The organism is Acidaminobacter sp. QWL-03, assembly GCF_058683855.1.
On the sequence record NZ_CM178752.1, the window covers coordinates 2,588,103 to 2,605,725 of the forward strand.

15 protein-coding genes and 1 riboswitch are annotated in these 17,623 nt (G+C 51.2%); of the genes, 7 read left to right on the top strand and 8 right to left on the bottom strand.

Annotation, left to right across the window (positions count from 1 at the left end):
• Positions 1-415: 415 nt before the first annotated feature.
• Complete coding sequence (locus tag AC4PHM_RS12095) at positions 416-1,153, bottom strand: Crp/Fnr family transcriptional regulator (RefSeq protein WP_492018016.1); 738 nt, start codon at positions 1,151-1,153, stop codon at positions 416-418.
• A 364-nt stretch (positions 1,154-1,517) separates the two neighbouring features.
• Between AC4PHM_RS12095 and ric the strand changes: the two genes are divergently transcribed.
• Positions 1,518-2,216: an iron-sulfur cluster repair di-iron protein gene (gene ric / locus AC4PHM_RS12100; RefSeq protein ID WP_492018017.1), complete on the top strand. Its 699-nt coding sequence runs from the start codon at positions 1,518-1,520 to the stop codon at positions 2,214-2,216.
• Positions 2,217-2,522: 306 nt separating this feature from the next.
• A complete protein-coding gene (locus tag AC4PHM_RS12105; protein WP_492018018.1) occupies positions 2,523-3,707 on the top strand; it encodes an anaerobic nitric oxide reductase flavorubredoxin in 1,185 nt (394 codons plus the stop codon).
• 186 nt (positions 3,708-3,893) lie between these two features.
• Here the strand turns inward: AC4PHM_RS12105 and AC4PHM_RS12110 are convergent, their stop codons facing one another.
• The gene (locus tag AC4PHM_RS12110) at positions 3,894-4,616 is read right to left on the bottom strand and encodes an NUDIX domain-containing protein (protein WP_492018019.1); all 723 of its coding nucleotides are present in this window, start codon (positions 4,614-4,616) and stop codon (positions 3,894-3,896) included.
• Between the two features lie 128 nt (positions 4,617-4,744).
• A complete protein-coding gene (mutY, locus tag AC4PHM_RS12115; protein WP_492018020.1) occupies positions 4,745-5,872 on the bottom strand; it encodes an A/G-specific adenine glycosylase in 1,128 nt (375 codons plus the stop codon).
• A gap of 270 nt (positions 5,873-6,142) precedes the next feature.
• Here mutY and AC4PHM_RS12120 point away from each other — a divergent pair, with 270 nt between their 5' ends.
• Positions 6,143-7,504, top strand: a complete 1,362-nt coding sequence (locus AC4PHM_RS12120) for an MATE family efflux transporter (RefSeq protein WP_492018021.1) — start codon at positions 6,143-6,145, stop codon at positions 7,502-7,504.
• A 74-nt stretch (positions 7,505-7,578) separates the two neighbouring features.
• On the opposite strand, the gene AC4PHM_RS12125 is transcribed toward AC4PHM_RS12120, so the two are convergent.
• Together AC4PHM_RS12125 and AC4PHM_RS12130 are read right to left on the bottom strand one after the other, a co-directional pair.
• Positions 7,579-8,331: a hypothetical protein gene (locus tag AC4PHM_RS12125; RefSeq protein WP_492018022.1), complete on the bottom strand. Its 753-nt coding sequence runs from the start codon at positions 8,329-8,331 to the stop codon at positions 7,579-7,581.
• Between the two features lie 317 nt (positions 8,332-8,648).
• Positions 8,649-9,047, bottom strand: a complete 399-nt coding sequence (locus tag AC4PHM_RS12130) for an OsmC family protein (protein WP_492018023.1) — start codon at positions 9,045-9,047, stop codon at positions 8,649-8,651.
• Between the two features lie 426 nt (positions 9,048-9,473).
• On the opposite strand from AC4PHM_RS12130, the gene AC4PHM_RS12135 reads away from it, so the two are divergent.
• Positions 9,474-11,159, top strand: coding sequence for an Ig-like domain-containing protein (locus AC4PHM_RS12135; protein ID WP_492018024.1), 1,686 nt, complete (start codon positions 9,474-9,476; stop codon positions 11,157-11,159).
• A 395-nt stretch (positions 11,160-11,554) separates the two neighbouring features.
• Complete coding sequence (locus tag AC4PHM_RS12140) at positions 11,555-11,980, top strand: class I SAM-dependent methyltransferase (RefSeq protein WP_492018025.1); 426 nt, start codon at positions 11,555-11,557, stop codon at positions 11,978-11,980.
• 179 nt (positions 11,981-12,159) lie between these two features.
• Here the strand turns inward: AC4PHM_RS12140 and AC4PHM_RS12145 are convergent, their stop codons facing one another.
• Together AC4PHM_RS12145 and speB are read right to left on the bottom strand one after the other, a co-directional pair.
• Positions 12,160-13,368, bottom strand: a complete 1,209-nt coding sequence (locus tag AC4PHM_RS12145) for a cation:proton antiporter (RefSeq protein ID WP_492018026.1) — start codon at positions 13,366-13,368, stop codon at positions 12,160-12,162.
• A gap of 50 nt (positions 13,369-13,418) precedes the next feature.
• Positions 13,419-13,479: riboswitch (Fluoride riboswitch) on the bottom strand.
• Between the two features lie 102 nt (positions 13,480-13,581).
• A complete protein-coding gene (speB, locus tag AC4PHM_RS12150; RefSeq protein WP_492018027.1) occupies positions 13,582-14,511 on the bottom strand; it encodes an agmatinase in 930 nt (309 codons plus the stop codon).
• A gap of 266 nt (positions 14,512-14,777) precedes the next feature.
• Between speB and AC4PHM_RS12155 the strand changes: the two genes are divergently transcribed.
• Positions 14,778-16,076, top strand: a complete 1,299-nt coding sequence (locus AC4PHM_RS12155; protein ID WP_492018028.1) for a putative DNA modification/repair radical SAM protein — start codon at positions 14,778-14,780, stop codon at positions 16,074-16,076.
• Positions 16,073-16,807, top strand: coding sequence for a TIGR03915 family putative DNA repair protein (locus tag AC4PHM_RS12160; protein WP_492018029.1), 735 nt, complete (start codon positions 16,073-16,075; stop codon positions 16,805-16,807). The genes AC4PHM_RS12155 and AC4PHM_RS12160 overlap by 4 nt, the downstream gene beginning before the upstream one ends.
• A gap of 110 nt (positions 16,808-16,917) precedes the next feature.
• Here the strand turns inward: AC4PHM_RS12160 and AC4PHM_RS12165 are convergent, their stop codons facing one another.
• Positions 16,918-17,391, bottom strand: coding sequence for a VOC family protein (locus AC4PHM_RS12165; protein WP_492018030.1), 474 nt, complete (start codon positions 17,389-17,391; stop codon positions 16,918-16,920).
• Positions 17,392-17,623: the final 232 nt, after the last annotated feature.

The window sequence follows — 17,623 nt, forward strand, 5'->3', positions numbered from 1 at the left end:
AAATGAAAGACACTCTCATCTTAACCAGCACTTTATAGGGCGTCAACGGCAGTGGAGAAATTGGTCGAATTCTTAAAAATTGAGTGATTGCAAGGGTTTCGAGTTATTACGACTTTTTCATAATCCCTATGGATTTCCAAATTGATTTGAGTGTTTGTTTATTTCGTTGAAAATTGGTTATAACTTAGGATGTGAGTGGTTTTGTTCATTTTTATAAAATGGACTTTAGGGGTGGTTGCCAGAATATTATGTCAACATCTGTTACATTTCCGTAAAAAAAAGCACCTTGAGCGCCGGTTATTTCGGTGCCAAGATGCGATTTTATGTCATTTTTTCTTAATACTTAGTTCTTTTTAGTGGTATTGTCTGAATATTGTAGCGTTTTTAACTATTGAAACCCTAGGATTTTCCCCCTTCAATTCCGCCCGATGGCATCGTAATCCGACAGCCGCTCCATATCTTTGATAACCAGGTGCTTGTTGTCCTTGAAATAGAGGATGCCGGCGCTGGCGAACTGCCCCAGTTTGCGGCTGATGGTCTCCCGGGTGAGCCCAATGTGTCTCGCCATATCTTCGCGGCTGATGGTCAGGGTGACTTCGATCCCCTCGGCCGTTTCCTTGCCGGAGGAATCCGCCAGAGAAATCAGCAGCGCAGCCAGACGCGCCTCAGCGTCGTTGGTGGTCAGGGTCTGGATCAGCTCTTCCAGGTCCACGATTCGGTCATGAGCATAAGCCAGGAGCTTGATGGCGATCTCCGGCCGCTCCAGGATCAGACGGTCGAAGTCTTTTTTATGGATAATGCAGAGATGGGTATCCTCCAGAGCCATGGCTTCATAGTCGAAGGTCCCGGTTTTCAGGAGGTGGACGTCCCCCAGAAATTCGCCTTCTTTTAAAAAGTAGAGAATCTGCTCCCGACCTTCCCGGCTCAGGACATAGACCTTCAGACTGCCGCTGTTGACAATATACAGGCTTTCAGAGGGGTCACCTATGGAGAAGACGGTTTCGCCCTTTGCCACACGGCGCCTGGAGACCAGGCTCACGACCTGATCCAGGTCGTCCTCGCTGAGGTTGGCGAACAGGGAAACCTTCTTGGCGCAGTGCTTGTGGCCGCAGGTCAGGCATTGGTTTTGGCTGATGATGAATTTGGGATCCATGGGGTCACCTCGTGTTTTTGGTCGAATTTCGGGGTAAATGAAGAAACTTCGGGTCAATAGGCCAAAGGCCGCTGACAGAGTAACTCGGGGTCGATAGGCCAAAGGCCGCTGACACCCAGTTTCGTTTGAATAGTAGAGTAACTCGGTGTCAGACACCCAGTTTCACCTTTTTTATTTTTCTTTTTCATTCTATCAAAATTTGATTCAAATCACATTCTTATTTCTCATCCTGTCGTATGATGGAGTCACAGAAAACAAAACAACGCTTGCTGCCGAGTGGTGGTGGGCGTGATGAATGGATGCGGGATGGGTGACCATCGGCCATCCAAAAAACCATCAACCAATATGACAGGAGGATATACTCATGAATACTCAATTCAAATTAACAGATAGCCTTGGTGACATTGTCACTCGTTTCCCGCTTGCTGCGGATACCTTCATTACCAATCAGATCGATTTCTGCTGCGGCGGCGACCGTTCCCTGGAGGCCGGCATCCTGGAGGCAGGCGCGGACCCGCAAACTATTTTGGCTGCGCTGGAAGCTTCCTATAAGGAAAGTCAGGAGCGCGACGCCGCTTGGACAGACTGGGTCAAGGAGTCTCCGGTCAAACTGGTGAACCATATTGTCCTTACCCACCACCGCTTCCTCAAGGAGACGCTGCCTACGATCTCCGAGCTGATGTTCAAGATCCTGAGAGTACACGGCGTGCACCATCCGGAGCTCTTCGAGGTTCACAGAAAGTTCAGCCTGCTGAGAATGGAGCTCGAAGGCCACCTGGTCAAAGAAGAAGAGATCCTCTTCCCTGCCATCAAGAGCGCGGAAAGCTACGAAGCCCTGGGCCAGGAGAAGTATAAGGCTCTGATCACAGAGCTCGAGGCTGAGCATGACGGTGCCGGCGACCTCCTCAAGGCCCTCAGGGAAATCACCGACCACTACTCAGTTCCGGCGGACGGCTGCACGACCTTCGGGGTCACTTATAAGAAACTCGCGGAGCTCGAAATTGATACCTTCCACCACGTACACCTGGAAAACAATATCCTCTTTAAACACGCACGCCAGTAATTTACAATTTTCGCAGGTTGGTGACGCGGACAGTTTCGGATTGAGTGCCTGTCACCAACTTGAATTTGGTGCCAGAGCTTCACACAATTTGGACACAATTTGGGTGCTGTCACCATCGGCAGCCCCTCACTTAATCTTTAAGCTTTAATCTTTAAGCTTTAATCTTTAAGCTTTAATCTTTAAGCTTTAATCTTTAAGCTTTAATCTTTAAGCTTTAATCTTTAAGCTTTAATCATTAATCATCAATCTTTTGTCTTTCAACTGCAACAACAACAACAACAACAAAATTTCGAAAGGAGCGTCTTTATGTCATTCAAAGTCACAGATCTCGTCACCTGGGTAGGAAAAATCGACTGGGAACTCAGGAAATTCCACGGTGAGGAATACTCCACCCACCGCGGCTCGTCCTATAACTCCTATCTGATCCGCGACGAAAAAACCGTCCTGATTGACACCGTCTGGATGCCATTCTCGAAGGAATACGTCGCCAAGCTGGAAAATGAGATTGATTTGAATTCCATCGATTACATCATTGCCAACCACGCGGAGGTCGACCACAGCGGCGCGTTGCCTGAGCTCATGAAGAAAATCCCGAACACGCCAATCTACTGCACGAAAAACGGCGTCAAATCCCTGAAGGGCCATTACCATCAGGACTGGAACTTCGTCGAGGTCAAGACCGGCGACACCCTGGACATTGGCAAGGGCAAGCTCATCTTTGTCGAGGCCCCAATGCTCCACTGGCCGGACAGTATGTTCACGTACTACACCGCGGACAGCATCCTCTTCAGCAACGACGCCTTTGGCCAGCACTACGCCTCCGAGCTCATGTTCAATGACAAGGTCGACCAGGCTGAACTCTACCAGGAAGCCCTCAAATACTACGCCAACATTCTGACCCCGTTCAGCGCCCTCGTCACCAAGAAGATCGAGCAGGTCCTCAGCTTCAACCTCCCGGTCAACATGATCTGTACCTCCCACGGCATCATCTGGCGCGACAACCCGGTCCAGATCGTCGAGCAGTACATGAAGTGGGCGGACAATTACCAGGAGAACCAGATCACCCTCCTATACGACACCATGTGGGATGCCACCAAGCGCATGGCCGAGGCTATTGCCGATGGTATCAAGTCCGTCAACCCAGACGTCACCATCAAGCTCTTCAACGTCGGCCGTTCTGACAAAAACGACGTTGTCGCGGAAGTCTTCAAATCCCGGATGGTCCTCGCCGGTTCCTCTACCATCAACAAGAGCATCCTCTCCAATATGGCCGCCGTCCTCGACATGGTCAAGGGCCTCAGCTTCAAGAACAAAAAAGCGGCCGCCTTTGGCAGCTACGGCTGGAGCGGTGAGAGCGTGGGCATCCTCAACGAGGAACTCAAAAAAGCCGGCTTCGAGCTGGTGGATGACGGCATGAAAGCCCTCTGGAATCCGGATGAAGACGCCATCAAGGCATGCTTTGAGATGGGACAGAAGTTGGGCGCGCTGTAGAAAAAATTGAAACTAGGGGGTCCGAGGGTTGAAAGGCGCTAGCTGCAGACACCCAGTTTCACAGCTCCCGGTTCCATCAAGTTTATAAACAATAAAGCCCAAAAAAGCCGACTTTGCGAGGTTATAACCTCCAAAGTCGGCTTTTTCATTTTCGCTTTTAGTCTATGTCGACCACCTGAGTTGCCGTTACTCTCCCGTCAGCCACCTGTACGCCTCCAGGATCATCTCCGCATGATCAAAAGCAAGACTGCCTTTGCCGATAGTCACAACCCCCACCTTCCTGCCCTTCCTCACACCCAAATCCACCCAGCGTTCGGTGACCTCCAGCGACTGTTCTGCCACTTCCTCCCCGTGTCGAAGCACAATCTTGCAGTAGCGCTTTGCTTCCGTCTCCGTGTCCGCCTCGCTTTCGGCGACCGTCGACTTCCCTGGTGTCTGAAACCACAACACCTCCAGGTCCATCCACTGGGCGTCGGCGGCGTCATCATCGGCTATAAGAAGTTCTGTGAAACCGTCGGGCATCACCGAGGCAAACAGCTGCGACACAACCCGGTCCCGCGGGTCGCGGTCCATCTGGCTGTAAACGCCGAGGGGGAACACCGTCCCGGCCACGAGGCCCGTCTCCTCCCAGAGCTCGCGGATGGCGCATGACTCCAGCGTCTCGTCCGTTTTGACGTCGAAAAAGCCGCCGGGCAGCGCCCACTGATCCATGCAGGGATGGTTGCCCCGCTTCACGGCCAGGATTTGCCATTTTGGTGTGTTCTTCTTACTTTCGCCAGCACCGGTGCCGACACGCCTGAAAACAGCCAGGTCCGCCGTCAACGCCGGCTTGGGATACGCGTGAGGCTTGGCGTGGTAGTCTGCCAGAAATTCCGCCTGGGTCTGACCCCGGCTGTTCCGTTTTTCCATGATTGTCGCCCTCCTAAAAGTGTAAAATTACACTTAGCTCTGTCCCCGTTTTCAAAACTGTCCCGTCACCAAGTTGAATGTTGTCCGCGTCACCAAGTTCAAAACCGTCCGCGTCACCAATCTACATTTTAGTCCAGCTTCGCCGCGCGAAGCAGCTTTTTGAACGCTGTGGGCAGTGCAAAGCCCTTGATTGCCGATGGTCGCACCCACCGCGTCTCCGGCAGATCCGTTTCCACGGTTGCGGCTGCCTCGAAGCCCATCAAATGCATCTTCCACACACGGTGCGTGAACACATGGGTTGCAGTGCCCAGCACCTTACCGCCGGTCCCAATTTCCTTCCAGCCCACAAGCTCCACCCCATAGTCCGCCAAGAGCAGCGCTTCGACAGCCCGATAAGCCGCCTCATCCCCGGCACCAACACCCTCAGGCAAATCCACCACTGGAAATCCCCACAGACTCCCCAAGAGAACGTCCGGCGCCCGCTTTTCAATCAGGACAAGGTCTCCGCAAGTGACATAAGCCACCACTTTCTCAGATTCAACCTTCGCCTTAGCCTTTGATTTAAAAGGCAACACCTCAACCAATCCCTGCGACAGCGCCTCACACTCCTCCGCTACCGGACACCGGCCGCATGCCGGATTCTTAGGCGTGCAAATGCAGGCCCCAAGTTCCATCAGCGCTTGATTAAAGTGCCGGGCGTCCTCGGGCATTTCCTCCATCAGCCGTGTTTCAATAGCCTTATGGGCGGCCGGCAGCCGGATATCCGTATCATAGGCATACCACCGCGAAGCCACCCTGAGGACGTTGCCATCCACCGCCGGTACCCTCTTATTAAAAGCAATGCTCAGCACCGCCCCCGCAGTGTAAGGCCCCACGCCCGGGAGCTTCAGCATCTCCTCCAGCGAATCAGGAAAAACTCCGCCATGCTGCGCCACCACCGCCCGGGCACACGGGATCAGCCGCCGGGCCCTGGAATAGTAGCCCAGGCCCTCCCAGAGCTTGAAAACCTCATCTTCTTCAGCCTCTGCCAGCGACTGAACCGTGGGAAATCGCTCGACAAAACGCAAAAAATACCCAATCACCGTCACCACCTGAGTCTGCTGCAGCATAACCTCAGACAGCCAGATCCTGTAGGGGTCATGACTTTCCCGCCATGGCAGATCACGGGCATTCATAAAATACCATTTCAGGAGCTGGTCCGGCCGTGGTGCACGCGACTGATCCACTGGCACATCTTTACTCTCTAACTTGTTCATTTTCTCCACGTGTCCACCCCATCCACAAAAGCCACATTGCAAACAATATTTATTATCTAAAAAACACATTTGATCACATCCAAACAATACCAAAACAACAGTGAAACTCAAACGTATTTTAAGTTTATACCCGTTTTGGGACCGTTACAATAGGCAGAGTCTCCGCCCTTATCCTTTTCTAATCTCTTCCACTCTCAACGGATCGTGCTATACTTAAAGTAACGAAAGGCAGACCATAAAGACGTCACATGGACGAAGGGAGGCCCCGCCATGACCCACACCGATCTCACCACAGGCGACATCAAGGCCCACATCAAGCGCCTGACCATACCTGCCAGCATTGGGTGGTTCTTCAACACCATGTTCAACGTGGTGGACACCTTCTATGCCGGGAAGATCAGCACCACCGCCCTGGCCGGGCTCTCCATGTCCTTTCCCATCTTCTTCATGGTGATTGCGTTCAGCTCGGGGCTGGGCACCGGGTCCACCGCCCTGATCTCGAACGCCCTCGGGCGAAAGTCACGGGAGGATTACCACCGGCTGGGAATCAACGCCCTGGTGCTGGTCTGGATCCTGGGGCTAATCCTCATGGCTGTGGGGCTCCTCGCCGGACGTCCAATTTTTGAGCTCATGGGCGCCAGGGGCGAGGCCCTGGATCATGGGGTCCGCTATATTGATGTGATCTTTTTAGGGGCGGTCTTTTTCATTTCCAATCACATATTGAATGCCATGCTGGCCTCCCAGGGGGACACGCGGTCAAACCGGAACTATCTGATCGTCGCCTTTGTGCTCAACATCATCCTGGACCCTATTTTCATGTTTGGGTGGCTGGGTTTTCCGGCCATGGGCACCGCGGGCGTGGCCCTCGCCACCATTCTGGTACAGCTCTATGGCAACATCTATCTGGCCAGGAAGGTCGTCAAGAGCCCGGCCTTCAGCCTGGACCTGTTAAAGGCCACTAGGCTATCTGTCAGAACCATGCTGGAGATCCTGCACCAGGGCTTGCCAGCCAGCCTCAATATGATGACTAACTCCCTGGGACTGTTTATAGTCAACGCTTACGCCATGCACTACGGCGGTGATGCGGTGGTCGCGGCTTATGGGGCCGCCCTTCGGATTGAGCAGTTGACAACGCTGCCGGCTCTGGGCCTCAACATGGCTGTTCTCACCATAGCCGGCCAGAACTTTGGCGCCGGGCGGCTGGACCGGGTGCGGGAGGTCTACAGGCAGTGCCTGAAGTACGGCTTTATCCTCATGACCTCCGGTATGGTCGTCATTTTTCTGCTGGCCAGGGTGCTGATCTCCGCCTTCAACAACGACCCCGCCGTGGTATCCGCGGGTATAACCATCATCCGCATTGTCGTTCTGGTTTTCAATGCCTATATGCTGGTCAATATCTCCCTCGCCATCATGCAGGCCTCAAAGCGGCCTTATGTCGCCATGGGCGTCGGCTTCCTGCGGCAAATCGCCCTACCGTCCTTCATGTTTTACTTTCTGGGTACAACCCTTGCCATGGGCGTCCGGGGCATCTGGACGGGACTTGTCATTGACAACTGGATCGCCGCAGGCGTGGCAGTGCTGTACGCTCACAGGACCCTCCGGCGGATGGAGGAAGCCAGACGTGGTTCTTAGTTTAGGACTTTCAAGCCAAAAAACCACTTCAAACGTTGAAAATCAGACGTTGAAGTGGTTTTTAATTTGTCCTGTTATTCTGGATAAATAAACAGGAAATTATTAAAGCGCCCCTGTGTGTCATAGAGGCTCACGGCAATTTCCGTCTCATCATCCAAATTAAAGCTTTCACTGCTCCAGCCCAGGCTGCCGCTCTGAGGCGCCAGCGACAATTCATTGCTTGTGTTCATGCGCCACTCGTATTCCATATCCGCGTGATGGGTGACGGCTGCCGAAACTGAGGACGCTTTCACGTCCAGGCTCAGCAGCTCCAGCTCCCGCGCCTCCAAAGCCAGCACGGTGGCCGTGCCCTCAAATACAAGGGTTTCTGCTGCTGTCACGTCATAAACTTGGCAAGTCGCTTCCAAATTGGGCGCATACTGAGAATAGAGGTGCCTAAGGTCCTCAACCATAAGGACGTGTTCGTCGAAGTCCTTGTTATAGGTCTCATCGCTGGTTTCATAGATGCCTTCAATCCGGTCCGCGCCTTCACGGGGTGTAACCACCACTTTGAATTTGCGGTCCGCGTCCCCGGGCGCGCTGATGATTACATCATAACCAACGGGAATATGCGCGTGCTCGCCTGCTACGACATAAAACTCGTTCAGATCCGGCGCATAACGCCCCTCATAGCTAAATTGGACTTTTACCTCACGATCCGCCGGTGCCTCAGACACTTGCTCGGGTTCGCCCACCTGCGGTTCAGCGCTTTGATCAGAATCACTGCACCCAGTCATCGAGAATAACAAGACCAGGACTGCAAATATTGCCCAAAACTTACTTCTCACACGTTCTCCACCCTTCTCGAAAAAAATACTTTTTAACTGTAACTCTCCCAGAGCTTTTAGCCGATGGTCACGGATCCCACTCCAAGCCGTTTAAAGCTCTGATCTCTATTCACTTTACAGATATTATATAATTTATTTCACCATAACGAAATAATAACATCGTCTTTTCCCCTCATCCTAAAGCACAAAAAATGACTTCCACACCGGATCCAACCAGGTTCCGAGTGTGGAAGTCATTTTGCAATTCTTTAATGAAACTTGGTGTCTGACACCGAGTTTCTTTTTGAGAGGAGAAACTTGGTGTCAGACACCCAGTTCTACTTGTACGACGTCGTAATGTTAAACTCCGGCGGCTGATGCATGTGCATCTTGACGGCGCAGAGGTCCATGGAGCGGAGTATTGCCTCTCTGTACTTCTCAGGGAAGCCTTCCGGCAAGTTCAGGTTCATGGAGACTTTGGCTATCATGCCAGTCTCGCGATTCATTTCAAGATCCATAGTGAGATCCATCCCCTCAGTGGAGAGGCCTTTGTTTTTGCAGAAGCTGAGGGCGTAGATGCCGGCGCAGGTTGCGAGTGAGCCAAGAAATAGCTCGAAAGGCGATGGCGCGCTGCCTTCGCCGCCTGCTCTGGCAGGCTGATCTGTTTTGATGACATGGTTTTTAAGTCTGGCATCGACTCTAAGGCCGCCTGGGAATTCAACATTCAAAAATGACATACGATCACTCCGTTTTATTTTTATCTATCACTGGTTTTATTATACACCCCCTCCCTATGGGGGTAAAGTGTTTTTTTGAATTCTTTATTAAACTTTTTATCCAGAATAGGCAACTCTTAATGCGACCAATTGTCTTTAATGCATGAAAAAATAAAAATATCTTACTGTATATTTTGGAAATTTAATGAATTATTTATTGTGCTCAACACCAGTCAGGGCAAGTGATATCAAGGCGGATTCAGGGTATAAATATAGGCGAAGAAGAGTATGTGCAACAGGAAGCCATCCTAAGACAACCTGTGAACAGCTAATCTGAGCCTGCATATAAATTCAATATTTCTTCATGTTCTCACAGAGATCTCTTTGAACTGAGCATAGCAAAGTCGATGCCCTTTTTTATCGGCGTTTTTGAAGGAGAGGATCAGCATGAAACCTGGCTGTTTGATGAAAACTTTGTCACTTGCGATTGTTTTGATTTTGATGATGACGACCCTCAACTTGGGCGCGTACGCGGCTAAACCAGGTACAACTACACCCGTAACCATTACGACACTTCCATTCACCAAGACATTAGCTGCTGAAGAGAACTTCGAGTTTGAAGTGGTGGCTAAGTATGGGACCTCTAAATCACAATTGATTTGGACAGAGTCTGAAAATCTGACACAAAAGTCGCTATCTTTAATTTACAAAAAAACCGCTGTCGTCTCTGAAAAAGCCGTGTATACTTTCACAAATCCCGGACCGGGCACTCATGACGAAGTTGTAACGGTTACGGATGGAAGTGGCAAAAGCGCTACCCTTACAGTTACCTTCATTGTTGAAGGTGGCTCAACCACAAATAATCCACCGATTGCCAATGATCTCTCGCTGTCAACTAATGAGGATCAGTCAGTTATCGGGACAATAATTGCAACCGATCAGGATGGCGACGCCCTGACAGCAAGTATCACAAGTGCACCCGCGAATGGCAGCGCAAGCATTAATGGTTTGACCGTTACTTATACGCCAGCTTTAAACTTCAATGGTTCTGACACCTTTGTAGTTACTGTATCGGACGGCAAGGGCGGCGCTGATGCTGCCATGGTTAGTGTTACAGTCTCTCTTGTGGATGATCCGCCTGTTGCCGTTAACGACAGCGCTTCCACAATGGAGAATACCTATGTCATCATTGATGTCTTGGCAAATGATACAGATGTTGATGGTGGTATAAAAACAATTAACGCAGTTTCGAACCCACAAAATGGCGCTGTTTCCATTAACGATGGAAACAGCGTGACCTTTACGCCTGCTCATAATTTCGTCGGAACGGGCAGTTTCCAGTATTCACTGAACGGCGGATCCACCGCCCTCGTCACCGTGACCATCACCGGGTCTCAGCCACAACCACTGAAATACGTCGCACTGGGTGATTCCATTCCATATGGCCGCTACTATACCAGCGCTTTGAACTATTTATTCGGAGGTACCGACACTGACAGTTACGTGGAGCAGCTTGCACGCAGTCTTGGAGTCGCTTCTGTCGACTTCTTCGACGCCAGTGTCAGTGGCTATAACACTGTGGAAGTTTACAATCAGATTAATACGATTATAAATGAAATTTCTGCTGCTGACGTCATAACCTTATGTGTCGGCGCAAATGACATCATGGATGCCGCCGGCAGAGGCTCTTCCGGTCTGCTGAAATATGATATCAACTGGACTGTCGCAAATAACGGCAGGGACAGCTTTCAACTGTACTGGCCTCAATTGATCAACAGGATTGAAACTCTGAATCCGGACGTCACCCTGGTCGTCATGACGATTTACAATCCTTACCGCTTGACAGACTCGTTCTACAACCAAGTGGATCCATACTTCTCAGCCAGTACCGGGTCAGAATTAGGTCTGAATTATATCATTGAGAATACATTGACCCTGGAAGACACAGACTGGAGCGATTTGTTAGCTGAGGACTTCGATTACAGAGTTGCGGACGTCTACGACGCCTTTAACGCCCATTCCAATAAAGACAGCCTGACTGGTTTCTACAGGAGTTTTTGCGATCCGCATCCAAATCAACTTGGACAGACTGTTATCTTTAATGAACATTTGAAGGTAATGGGTGACTTTTAACAATGAGAAGCTGGTGTCAGACACCGTCTTCCGAGCAGAAGGCTCATTTGACAGCCGCCCCCTTATTGAGATAGGATAAAACGACGTCCAACGTGTAAGCGGGTGTCTACAGGCTTCAGGCCGCTGACATCCGCTTATGCTTTCCGCTTTTTTCAAAGGAGTTTGATCTTATCTTCTGTAGAATATGCAACACACCGACAAGAGAATTAATTCACCCCACGACAAATCAAAAGTTTTATCGCTGCACTCAGTGCGATTTTGTCTTCAAGTCCGAAACCCATTATCTTTCCACCGCTGAAGAACTGAGGGAGTACGACCTCCATTCGAATTCCATCGAGGATTCCAGCTATGTCGAGTATTTCAGGCGGTTTGTTGAGGCGGCGGTGGTGGATTTTATGACCATCGGCAGAAAAGGTCTTGATTTTGGAAGCGGGCCGTCGCCGGTACTGGCCGAGATTTTGGCACGGGACTATGGGTATAACATGGACATTTACGACCTGTTCTACGCGGCGGAGAAAGTGTACCAAGACCGACGCTATGACTTGATCACGTCCACGGAGGTCGTGGAGCACCTCGCGGATCCACTGGCGTTTTTTGAGTTTGCCCGGGATCATCTGAGGGAGGATGGGCTTCTGGCGGTCATGACGCTGTTCCATCCGGAGGAGGACGAGGCCATCCTGAAGTCCCACTATCTCAGGGACATGACGCACATCTCATTTTTTTCGCTGAAGACCATGGAAACAATCGCGGCGCTTAACCATCTGGAGATTGTCTACACAGATCACAAGCGCTATATCACCTTTAGAAAGATCCCATCCTGATCACAGCCGCACCACCAAGTTAACGCCCGAACAGGGCGCACAGAATAAATGCCCGCCAAAGCCTTGACAGCGCTTTGACGGGCATTTGTTTTATTGCGTCACTCAAGCCTGTGAAAATCCGCCAAGATGGCTCTGCGAAAAATCAGATCTGGCTGTGCACAGCTGTGAACGCCCAGGGATTATTCAATGACTCGCTCTTTCATGACTTCGGTTTGGCTCAACAGCTTGTTTGAAGTCAGCCGAATCGCCACAGCGCCAAGTGGTGCGGTCACAATAATGGAAAGCACTGCAATGGCCATAATCAACTCGCCGTCTTTCACCCCAAGGGAGAGAGGAATGGCCCCAATAGCCGCTTGAACTGTGGCTTTCGGCCAGTAAGCCAGCACGCAGAAGAGCCGTTCTTTGAGGTTCAGATTGGTCATAGCCGTTGAAGCAAGTACGCCCAGGCTTCTGGCGAACAGGCCGGCACCCAGGATCAGAAGCCCCGGAAGTCCGGCATTCACCGCAATGGAAGGATCCACTTGAGCGCCCACCAGGACAAACAGCAGAATTTCCGCGAACACCCAGATCTTGTTGAATTTGTGCGACAGCCGGTGGGCTACCACGGGCCTCTTTTCAAGGATTATGAAGCCGATGGTCATAACCCCCAAGAGTGCAGCAATTTCTATCCTGGCTTTTAATGCGTTCTCCAGAGCTGTCAGCATAATCCCAATACCTAAGATAATCAAGACCTTCTTGGTGTCCCGGATATGATGGTTCTTGAACATCCAGACCAGAAGAAAGCCGCTGAGGATACCGACGCCAATCCCCAACAGGATCGAGACCGGAATCATGGCAATCTGAACGCCTATGTTGACATGGGCGCCGCTGTAGAGTCCAAGAAATGAGGAAAAGATGGTGATGGCAACCACATCATCCACAGATGCCGCTGCCAGGATCAGCGTTGGAATATTTTTATTTGTTCCAATACCCTTCTCCGAGAGCTGGATCATCATGGGAACAATAACTGCCGGAGAGACCGCCGCCAGGATAAAGCCTAGAATGCCCCCCTGAATGAAGGTGAAGCCGAAGACTTTGGTGGCGACAAAAGCCACAGTCAAACCCTCAAACACACCTGGGAGGACACTCATTTTTAACGCGGTCACACCTACATCATTCAGTGACTCACGGCCAATGCCAAGTCCAGCTCTGAGCAGGATGATGATCAACGCGATTTTTCTGAAGTCCGCGGAAGCCGACATGAGCTCGGGTCCAATCCAGTTCACGCCATGGGGACCAATAACAATGCCCAAAAGCAGCATGCCAAGGAGCCCGGGAAGCTTGAGCCTTGTAAACAGAGTGTTCATGAGAAGTCCAAAAAGTGTGATGATCGCGAGACTGGTTGCCATAATGCTACCCCCCTTAAATAGTCAAAAACAAAAAATGACCCTGCCGAATATATTCGACAGGTGTCATCAGCTTGTCAGCGGTTAAAGGCGAACACCATCGCCATTTCGATTCAATTCTTTTCTAGAATAGCAGATCTCTTTATAAAATTCAAGTCGAAAAAATGAAAATCAAACTAGCATGTTCACTTCTGGTCATTCAATCACGAGTGGGTGTTATAACCGCCCAGCCTTCCTCATCACATGTCCCCAGCACTCCATGACAATTTTTCTCGCGGCGAAAACAGACGTCCAGGACGCGTCCAGCGCAGGCGCTACCTCCACCACATCAAAACCTATGACTGGCAGCTCGAACAAGCCCTCCAGCAGGTCCAGCAGCTCTCTGGCTGTAAGCCCGCCCAGCTGCGGCGTGCCCGTTCCTGGCGCGTAGGCTGGATCCAGCGCGTCGATGTCTAGGGTGATGTAAATTGCGTCCAAGTGCGCGAGTGCCGCCTTGGCTTTCTCGATAACCGCCGCTGTGCCCATTTTGGAGTAATCCCGGGCGCTAATCACCGGAACCGGTGTCTTCTGGATGAACGCCAGCTCCTGAGGCTCCACGGACCTAATGCCAATAAAAAACAGGTTTTCAGGCCCCGTCACGTTGTCGAGCTCCAGCGCCCGCCGCTCTGTGCAGCCGTGGGAAAGCGTGTCCCCGCCCAGCGCCTCGCAGAGGTCAAAGTGCGCGTCAATGTGAATAATCCCGAAAGCTTTGCCGATGGTCTTGTCAATGCCCTTCAGTACCGGAATGGTCACCGAGTGGTCGCCGCCAATCATAGTAAAAAACTTTTTCTCCTTCACCAACGCCGCCACGGTATCCTCCACCTGACTGAAAACCTGATCCCGGTTGGATCCTTCAAAATCGCCTATGTCTTTGATCTTGAAGCTCTCCAGAGATTCAAACCTTTCGGTCGTTGGCGCTACAGTGTAGGTAATAGACCTGAGGGCGTTTGGCGCCTCCTTGGCACCGGATCTGAAGCTGACAGAGCCGTCCCAAGGGATGCCAAAGACAACGGCGTCCGCCTCAGTTGTGGTGATTTGGGGTTGGTTCAAGCCGCCCCAGATGTCGGGGCTTTGGATTATGTCGTGGGTTGATTTCTGATCACTCATTGGAATCCTCCTGTGATGAATAAATTGTGTTTGGAGCCGTTTATGGGAAGTTAATTATTTGAAAGTCTTGCTATTGCTATAGTAACAGGAATTGGGTATAATGAAAATAGAACATGTGTTCTTTTGCGAATAAGGCTCAAATTTTCAGAATATTTTCAAGCTCTGGCACAAGATTTGAGTTGGTGACAGGCACCAAAGTTGAGTGAGTGTCAGACACCAACTTCAAACGAGTACCAGACACCACCTAGTCAAAAGGAGGTCCTCCCATGGAATGGCAAAAAAAACTCGAAATTCTCGCAGACAGCGCCAAATACGACGTTTCTTGCTCCTCCAGCGGTACCTCCAGAGGAAAAAGCCAAGGGCTGCTGGGAACAGCCGCTGCGGCCGGAATCTGCCACAGCTGGTCGGATGACGGGCGCTGCATTTCACTGCTTAAAATCCTAATGACCAACGTTTGCGTCTACGACTGCGCCTACTGCGTCAACCGGATCTCCAGTGATGTGCCTCGAGCGACGCTCACGCCCACAGAGATCTTGGAACTGACCCTCAATTTCTATAGAAGAAACTACATCGAGGGACTATTCCTCAGCAGCGCGGTCCTGGTGAGCCCGGATCACACCATGGAGCGGATGGTGGAGGTCGTCAAGCGGCTCAGAACCGAAGGAAAATTCAATGGCTACATCCATCTGAAGGCCATCCCCGGCGCGGATCCACGCTTGATCGCTGAAGCCGGGCGCTACGCGGACAGAATGAGTCTCAATATAGAGCTCCCCACCAAGAAAAGCTTGAAACTGCTTGCACCTGAAAAGAATCCGGAAACCATCACGGCGCCTATGGCCCAGATCCGAAACACCATCCTGGAGACGCACTCTGACCAAAACACCTTCAAGAAAGCCCCCTCTTTCGTCCCAGCGGGGCAGACGACGCAGATGATCGTCGGCGCGACGGGAGAAACGGATCACCTTTTGCTGAACCTCACCGAAAAACTCTACCAGCGCTACGCGCTCAAGCGTGTCTACTTCTCCGCCTATGTCCCGGTAGTCCAGAACCACCCGGTTCTGCCCGGCCAAGTTGATCACCCTATGCTCAGGGAGCACCGGCTCTACCAGGCGGACTGGCTGCTCAGATTCTATGGCTATACCGCCGGCGAACTGCTGGATGAACTCAACCCACAACTGGACCTTGAACTGGATCCCAAATGTCAGTGGGCGCTGCGGCACCCCGAGCAGTTTCCGGTAGAGATCAACAAAGCAGACCTCATGACCCTTCTAAGGGTCCCCGGCATTGGTCCGGTTTCAGCCAGACGCATCCTCAAGTCCAGACGCTTCAGCGCCCTTCGGCCCGAAGACCTCAAAGGGCTGGGAGTCGTCATGAAGCGCGCCAAATATTTCATTGAGTGCAGCGGCAAAAAAATTGAAGCTTTGAACTTCGAGACCCGCATCCTCAGACCACTGCTGGTGCGCGAGGAGCCTCTAAAGCTTCAGATGCCCTCTTCCCAACTATCCTTCTTTGACTTGAATCCCGGGCTCTGGATTCCACCCTCCAAGGAGTTGATTATAAGATGATGCAGTTCTATCTCTACGATGGCAGCTTTGAGGGCCTGATGTGCGCCATTGCCTCCACCTACAGGCTCCAGGGAGACATCCGCATACAAAAAAATGATGACCCCGCACCCCTCTTGCTCGCGCATGTTCAGGACGTCCAAACGGACAGCGTCCAGGCAGGCAAGGTGATCGAAGCCATTGTTCAAAAACTCGGCATGGAGACTTTTAAGCGGGTCTCCTACGCGTATTTCAGCGAAAACCCTGAAATCGGAACCGACATACTTCATTTTTTACGTTACGCCTTCAAAACCGGCCCCACCGCCGTGGAGCATCTGGCCCATCCCGCAGTTAAGCCTGTCTTTGAAGCTTCGCGAAAAGTAACGCGGGAAGTCCACCTCATGACAGGGCTTCTCCGCTTTTCCGAAACCAAGTCCGGCATCTATTACGGCTGCTATGAGCCCACCTACGACATCACGACGCTGCTGGCCCCCCACTTTGCCAGCCGCCTCGGCGATCAGACCTGGGTCCTGCATGACCTCAGACGGCACCTCGCCGCCTTTTACGACCAGAAAACCTGGTGGCTGGCGGCGCTGGAGCCTACAATTCAATCCTTCTCAGATGAAGAGGAATTTTACAGGACACTTTGGCAGTCGTATTTCAAGCACATTGCCATAGAAAGCCGAAAAAGCACAGAACGCCAGCGACAGCACATGCCAAAAAAGTACTGGAAATATTTGATTGAAATCAAGTGATCATGTGGGGCGGTGACCATTGGCAAAAGCAAAAGAAAAAGCAAGAGAAGCCTGTGGCCGATGGCAGCCAAACGCACACCTTCATACCAGTTTCACCTTGGCTGCAGCCTTCACGCTCTTGAAAACGCGATCATGTGGCCATCCGGATCAAGACCATAGGCAACTTCCTCGCCCCAGATCATTTGCCTCAGGGGCTGAATCAGTTTACCGCCGGCGGCTTCGAACAGGACCAGGCACCCCTCCGGATCCTCATGCTTCAGGCAAATCTCGCAGGCCGGCATGCAGCCCTCGGGACGGTGTCGCACTGCGAGGTTAAGCGTACGTACAATCCCCTTCAGCGGCACCAGACCTAGCTTGAAATTGCGCATCAGTTGAAACTCAACGAGTTCCGGTTCATCGAGAATAGGGCTTTGATCGAGTACCGTGGTATAAAACCGTTTGGAAGTATCGAGATTCTCAACATAAAAAACCGTTTTGATGGAGATCGGCTCAGAAAGGCAGGACGACTGATTTTCAAAGACCATCAAGTTCTCCTGAACCAGATCCGAATCTGTCTCCCCATTCTGATCGTATTGCTTATTCATATATCGTTCCTCCCTGGGTCTGGTAAATTAAGCTGTCATAGCCACGAGAAGTTCGTCGACACATTGGAACTTTTACGCCACTTTTGTCATTCTTTTGTCACAATTTCATTATACAACGTACACCTTAAATTAAACTGAAGATTCGGAAATTTGTGTTGATTTATTAACAATTCTATCTTCATGATTATTCTTTCATCCGTTCTACTAAGTGGTTCAATGAAGCTTCGTGGAT

Bases quoted from the DNA above. Each gene is read 5' to 3' on its own strand.
- AC4PHM_RS12095 (WP_492018016.1), bottom strand. From the start codon at position 1,153: ATGGATCCCAAATTCATCATCAGCCAAAACCAATGCCTGACCTGCGGC.
- ric (WP_492018017.1), top strand. From the start codon at position 1,518: ATGAATACTCAATTCAAATTAACAGATAGCCTTGGTGACATTGTCACT.
- AC4PHM_RS12105 (WP_492018018.1), top strand. From the start codon at position 2,523: ATGTCATTCAAAGTCACAGATCTCGTCACCTGGGTAGGAAAAATCGAC.
- AC4PHM_RS12110 (WP_492018019.1), bottom strand. From the start codon at position 4,616: ATGGAAAAACGGAACAGCCGGGGTCAGACCCAGGCGGAATTTCTGGCA.
- mutY (WP_492018020.1), bottom strand. From the start codon at position 5,872: ATGAACAAGTTAGAGAGTAAAGATGTGCCAGTGGATCAGTCGCGTGCA.
- AC4PHM_RS12120 (WP_492018021.1), top strand. From the start codon at position 6,143: ATGACCCACACCGATCTCACCACAGGCGACATCAAGGCCCACATCAAG.
- AC4PHM_RS12130 (WP_492018023.1), bottom strand. From the start codon at position 9,047: ATGTCATTTTTGAATGTTGAATTCCCAGGCGGCCTTAGAGTCGATGCC.
- AC4PHM_RS12135 (WP_492018024.1), top strand. From the start codon at position 9,474: ATGAAACCTGGCTGTTTGATGAAAACTTTGTCACTTGCGATTGTTTTG.
- AC4PHM_RS12140 (WP_492018025.1), top strand. From the start codon at position 11,555: ATGACCATCGGCAGAAAAGGTCTTGATTTTGGAAGCGGGCCGTCGCCG.
- AC4PHM_RS12145 (WP_492018026.1), bottom strand. From the start codon at position 13,368: ATGGCAACCAGTCTCGCGATCATCACACTTTTTGGACTTCTCATGAAC.
- speB (WP_492018027.1), bottom strand. From the start codon at position 14,511: ATGAGTGATCAGAAATCAACCCACGACATAATCCAAAGCCCCGACATC.
- AC4PHM_RS12155 (WP_492018028.1), top strand. From the start codon at position 14,778: ATGGAATGGCAAAAAAAACTCGAAATTCTCGCAGACAGCGCCAAATAC.
- AC4PHM_RS12160 (WP_492018029.1), top strand. From the start codon at position 16,073: ATGATGCAGTTCTATCTCTACGATGGCAGCTTTGAGGGCCTGATGTGC.
- AC4PHM_RS12165 (WP_492018030.1), bottom strand. From the start codon at position 17,391: ATGAATAAGCAATACGATCAGAATGGGGAGACAGATTCGGATCTGGTT.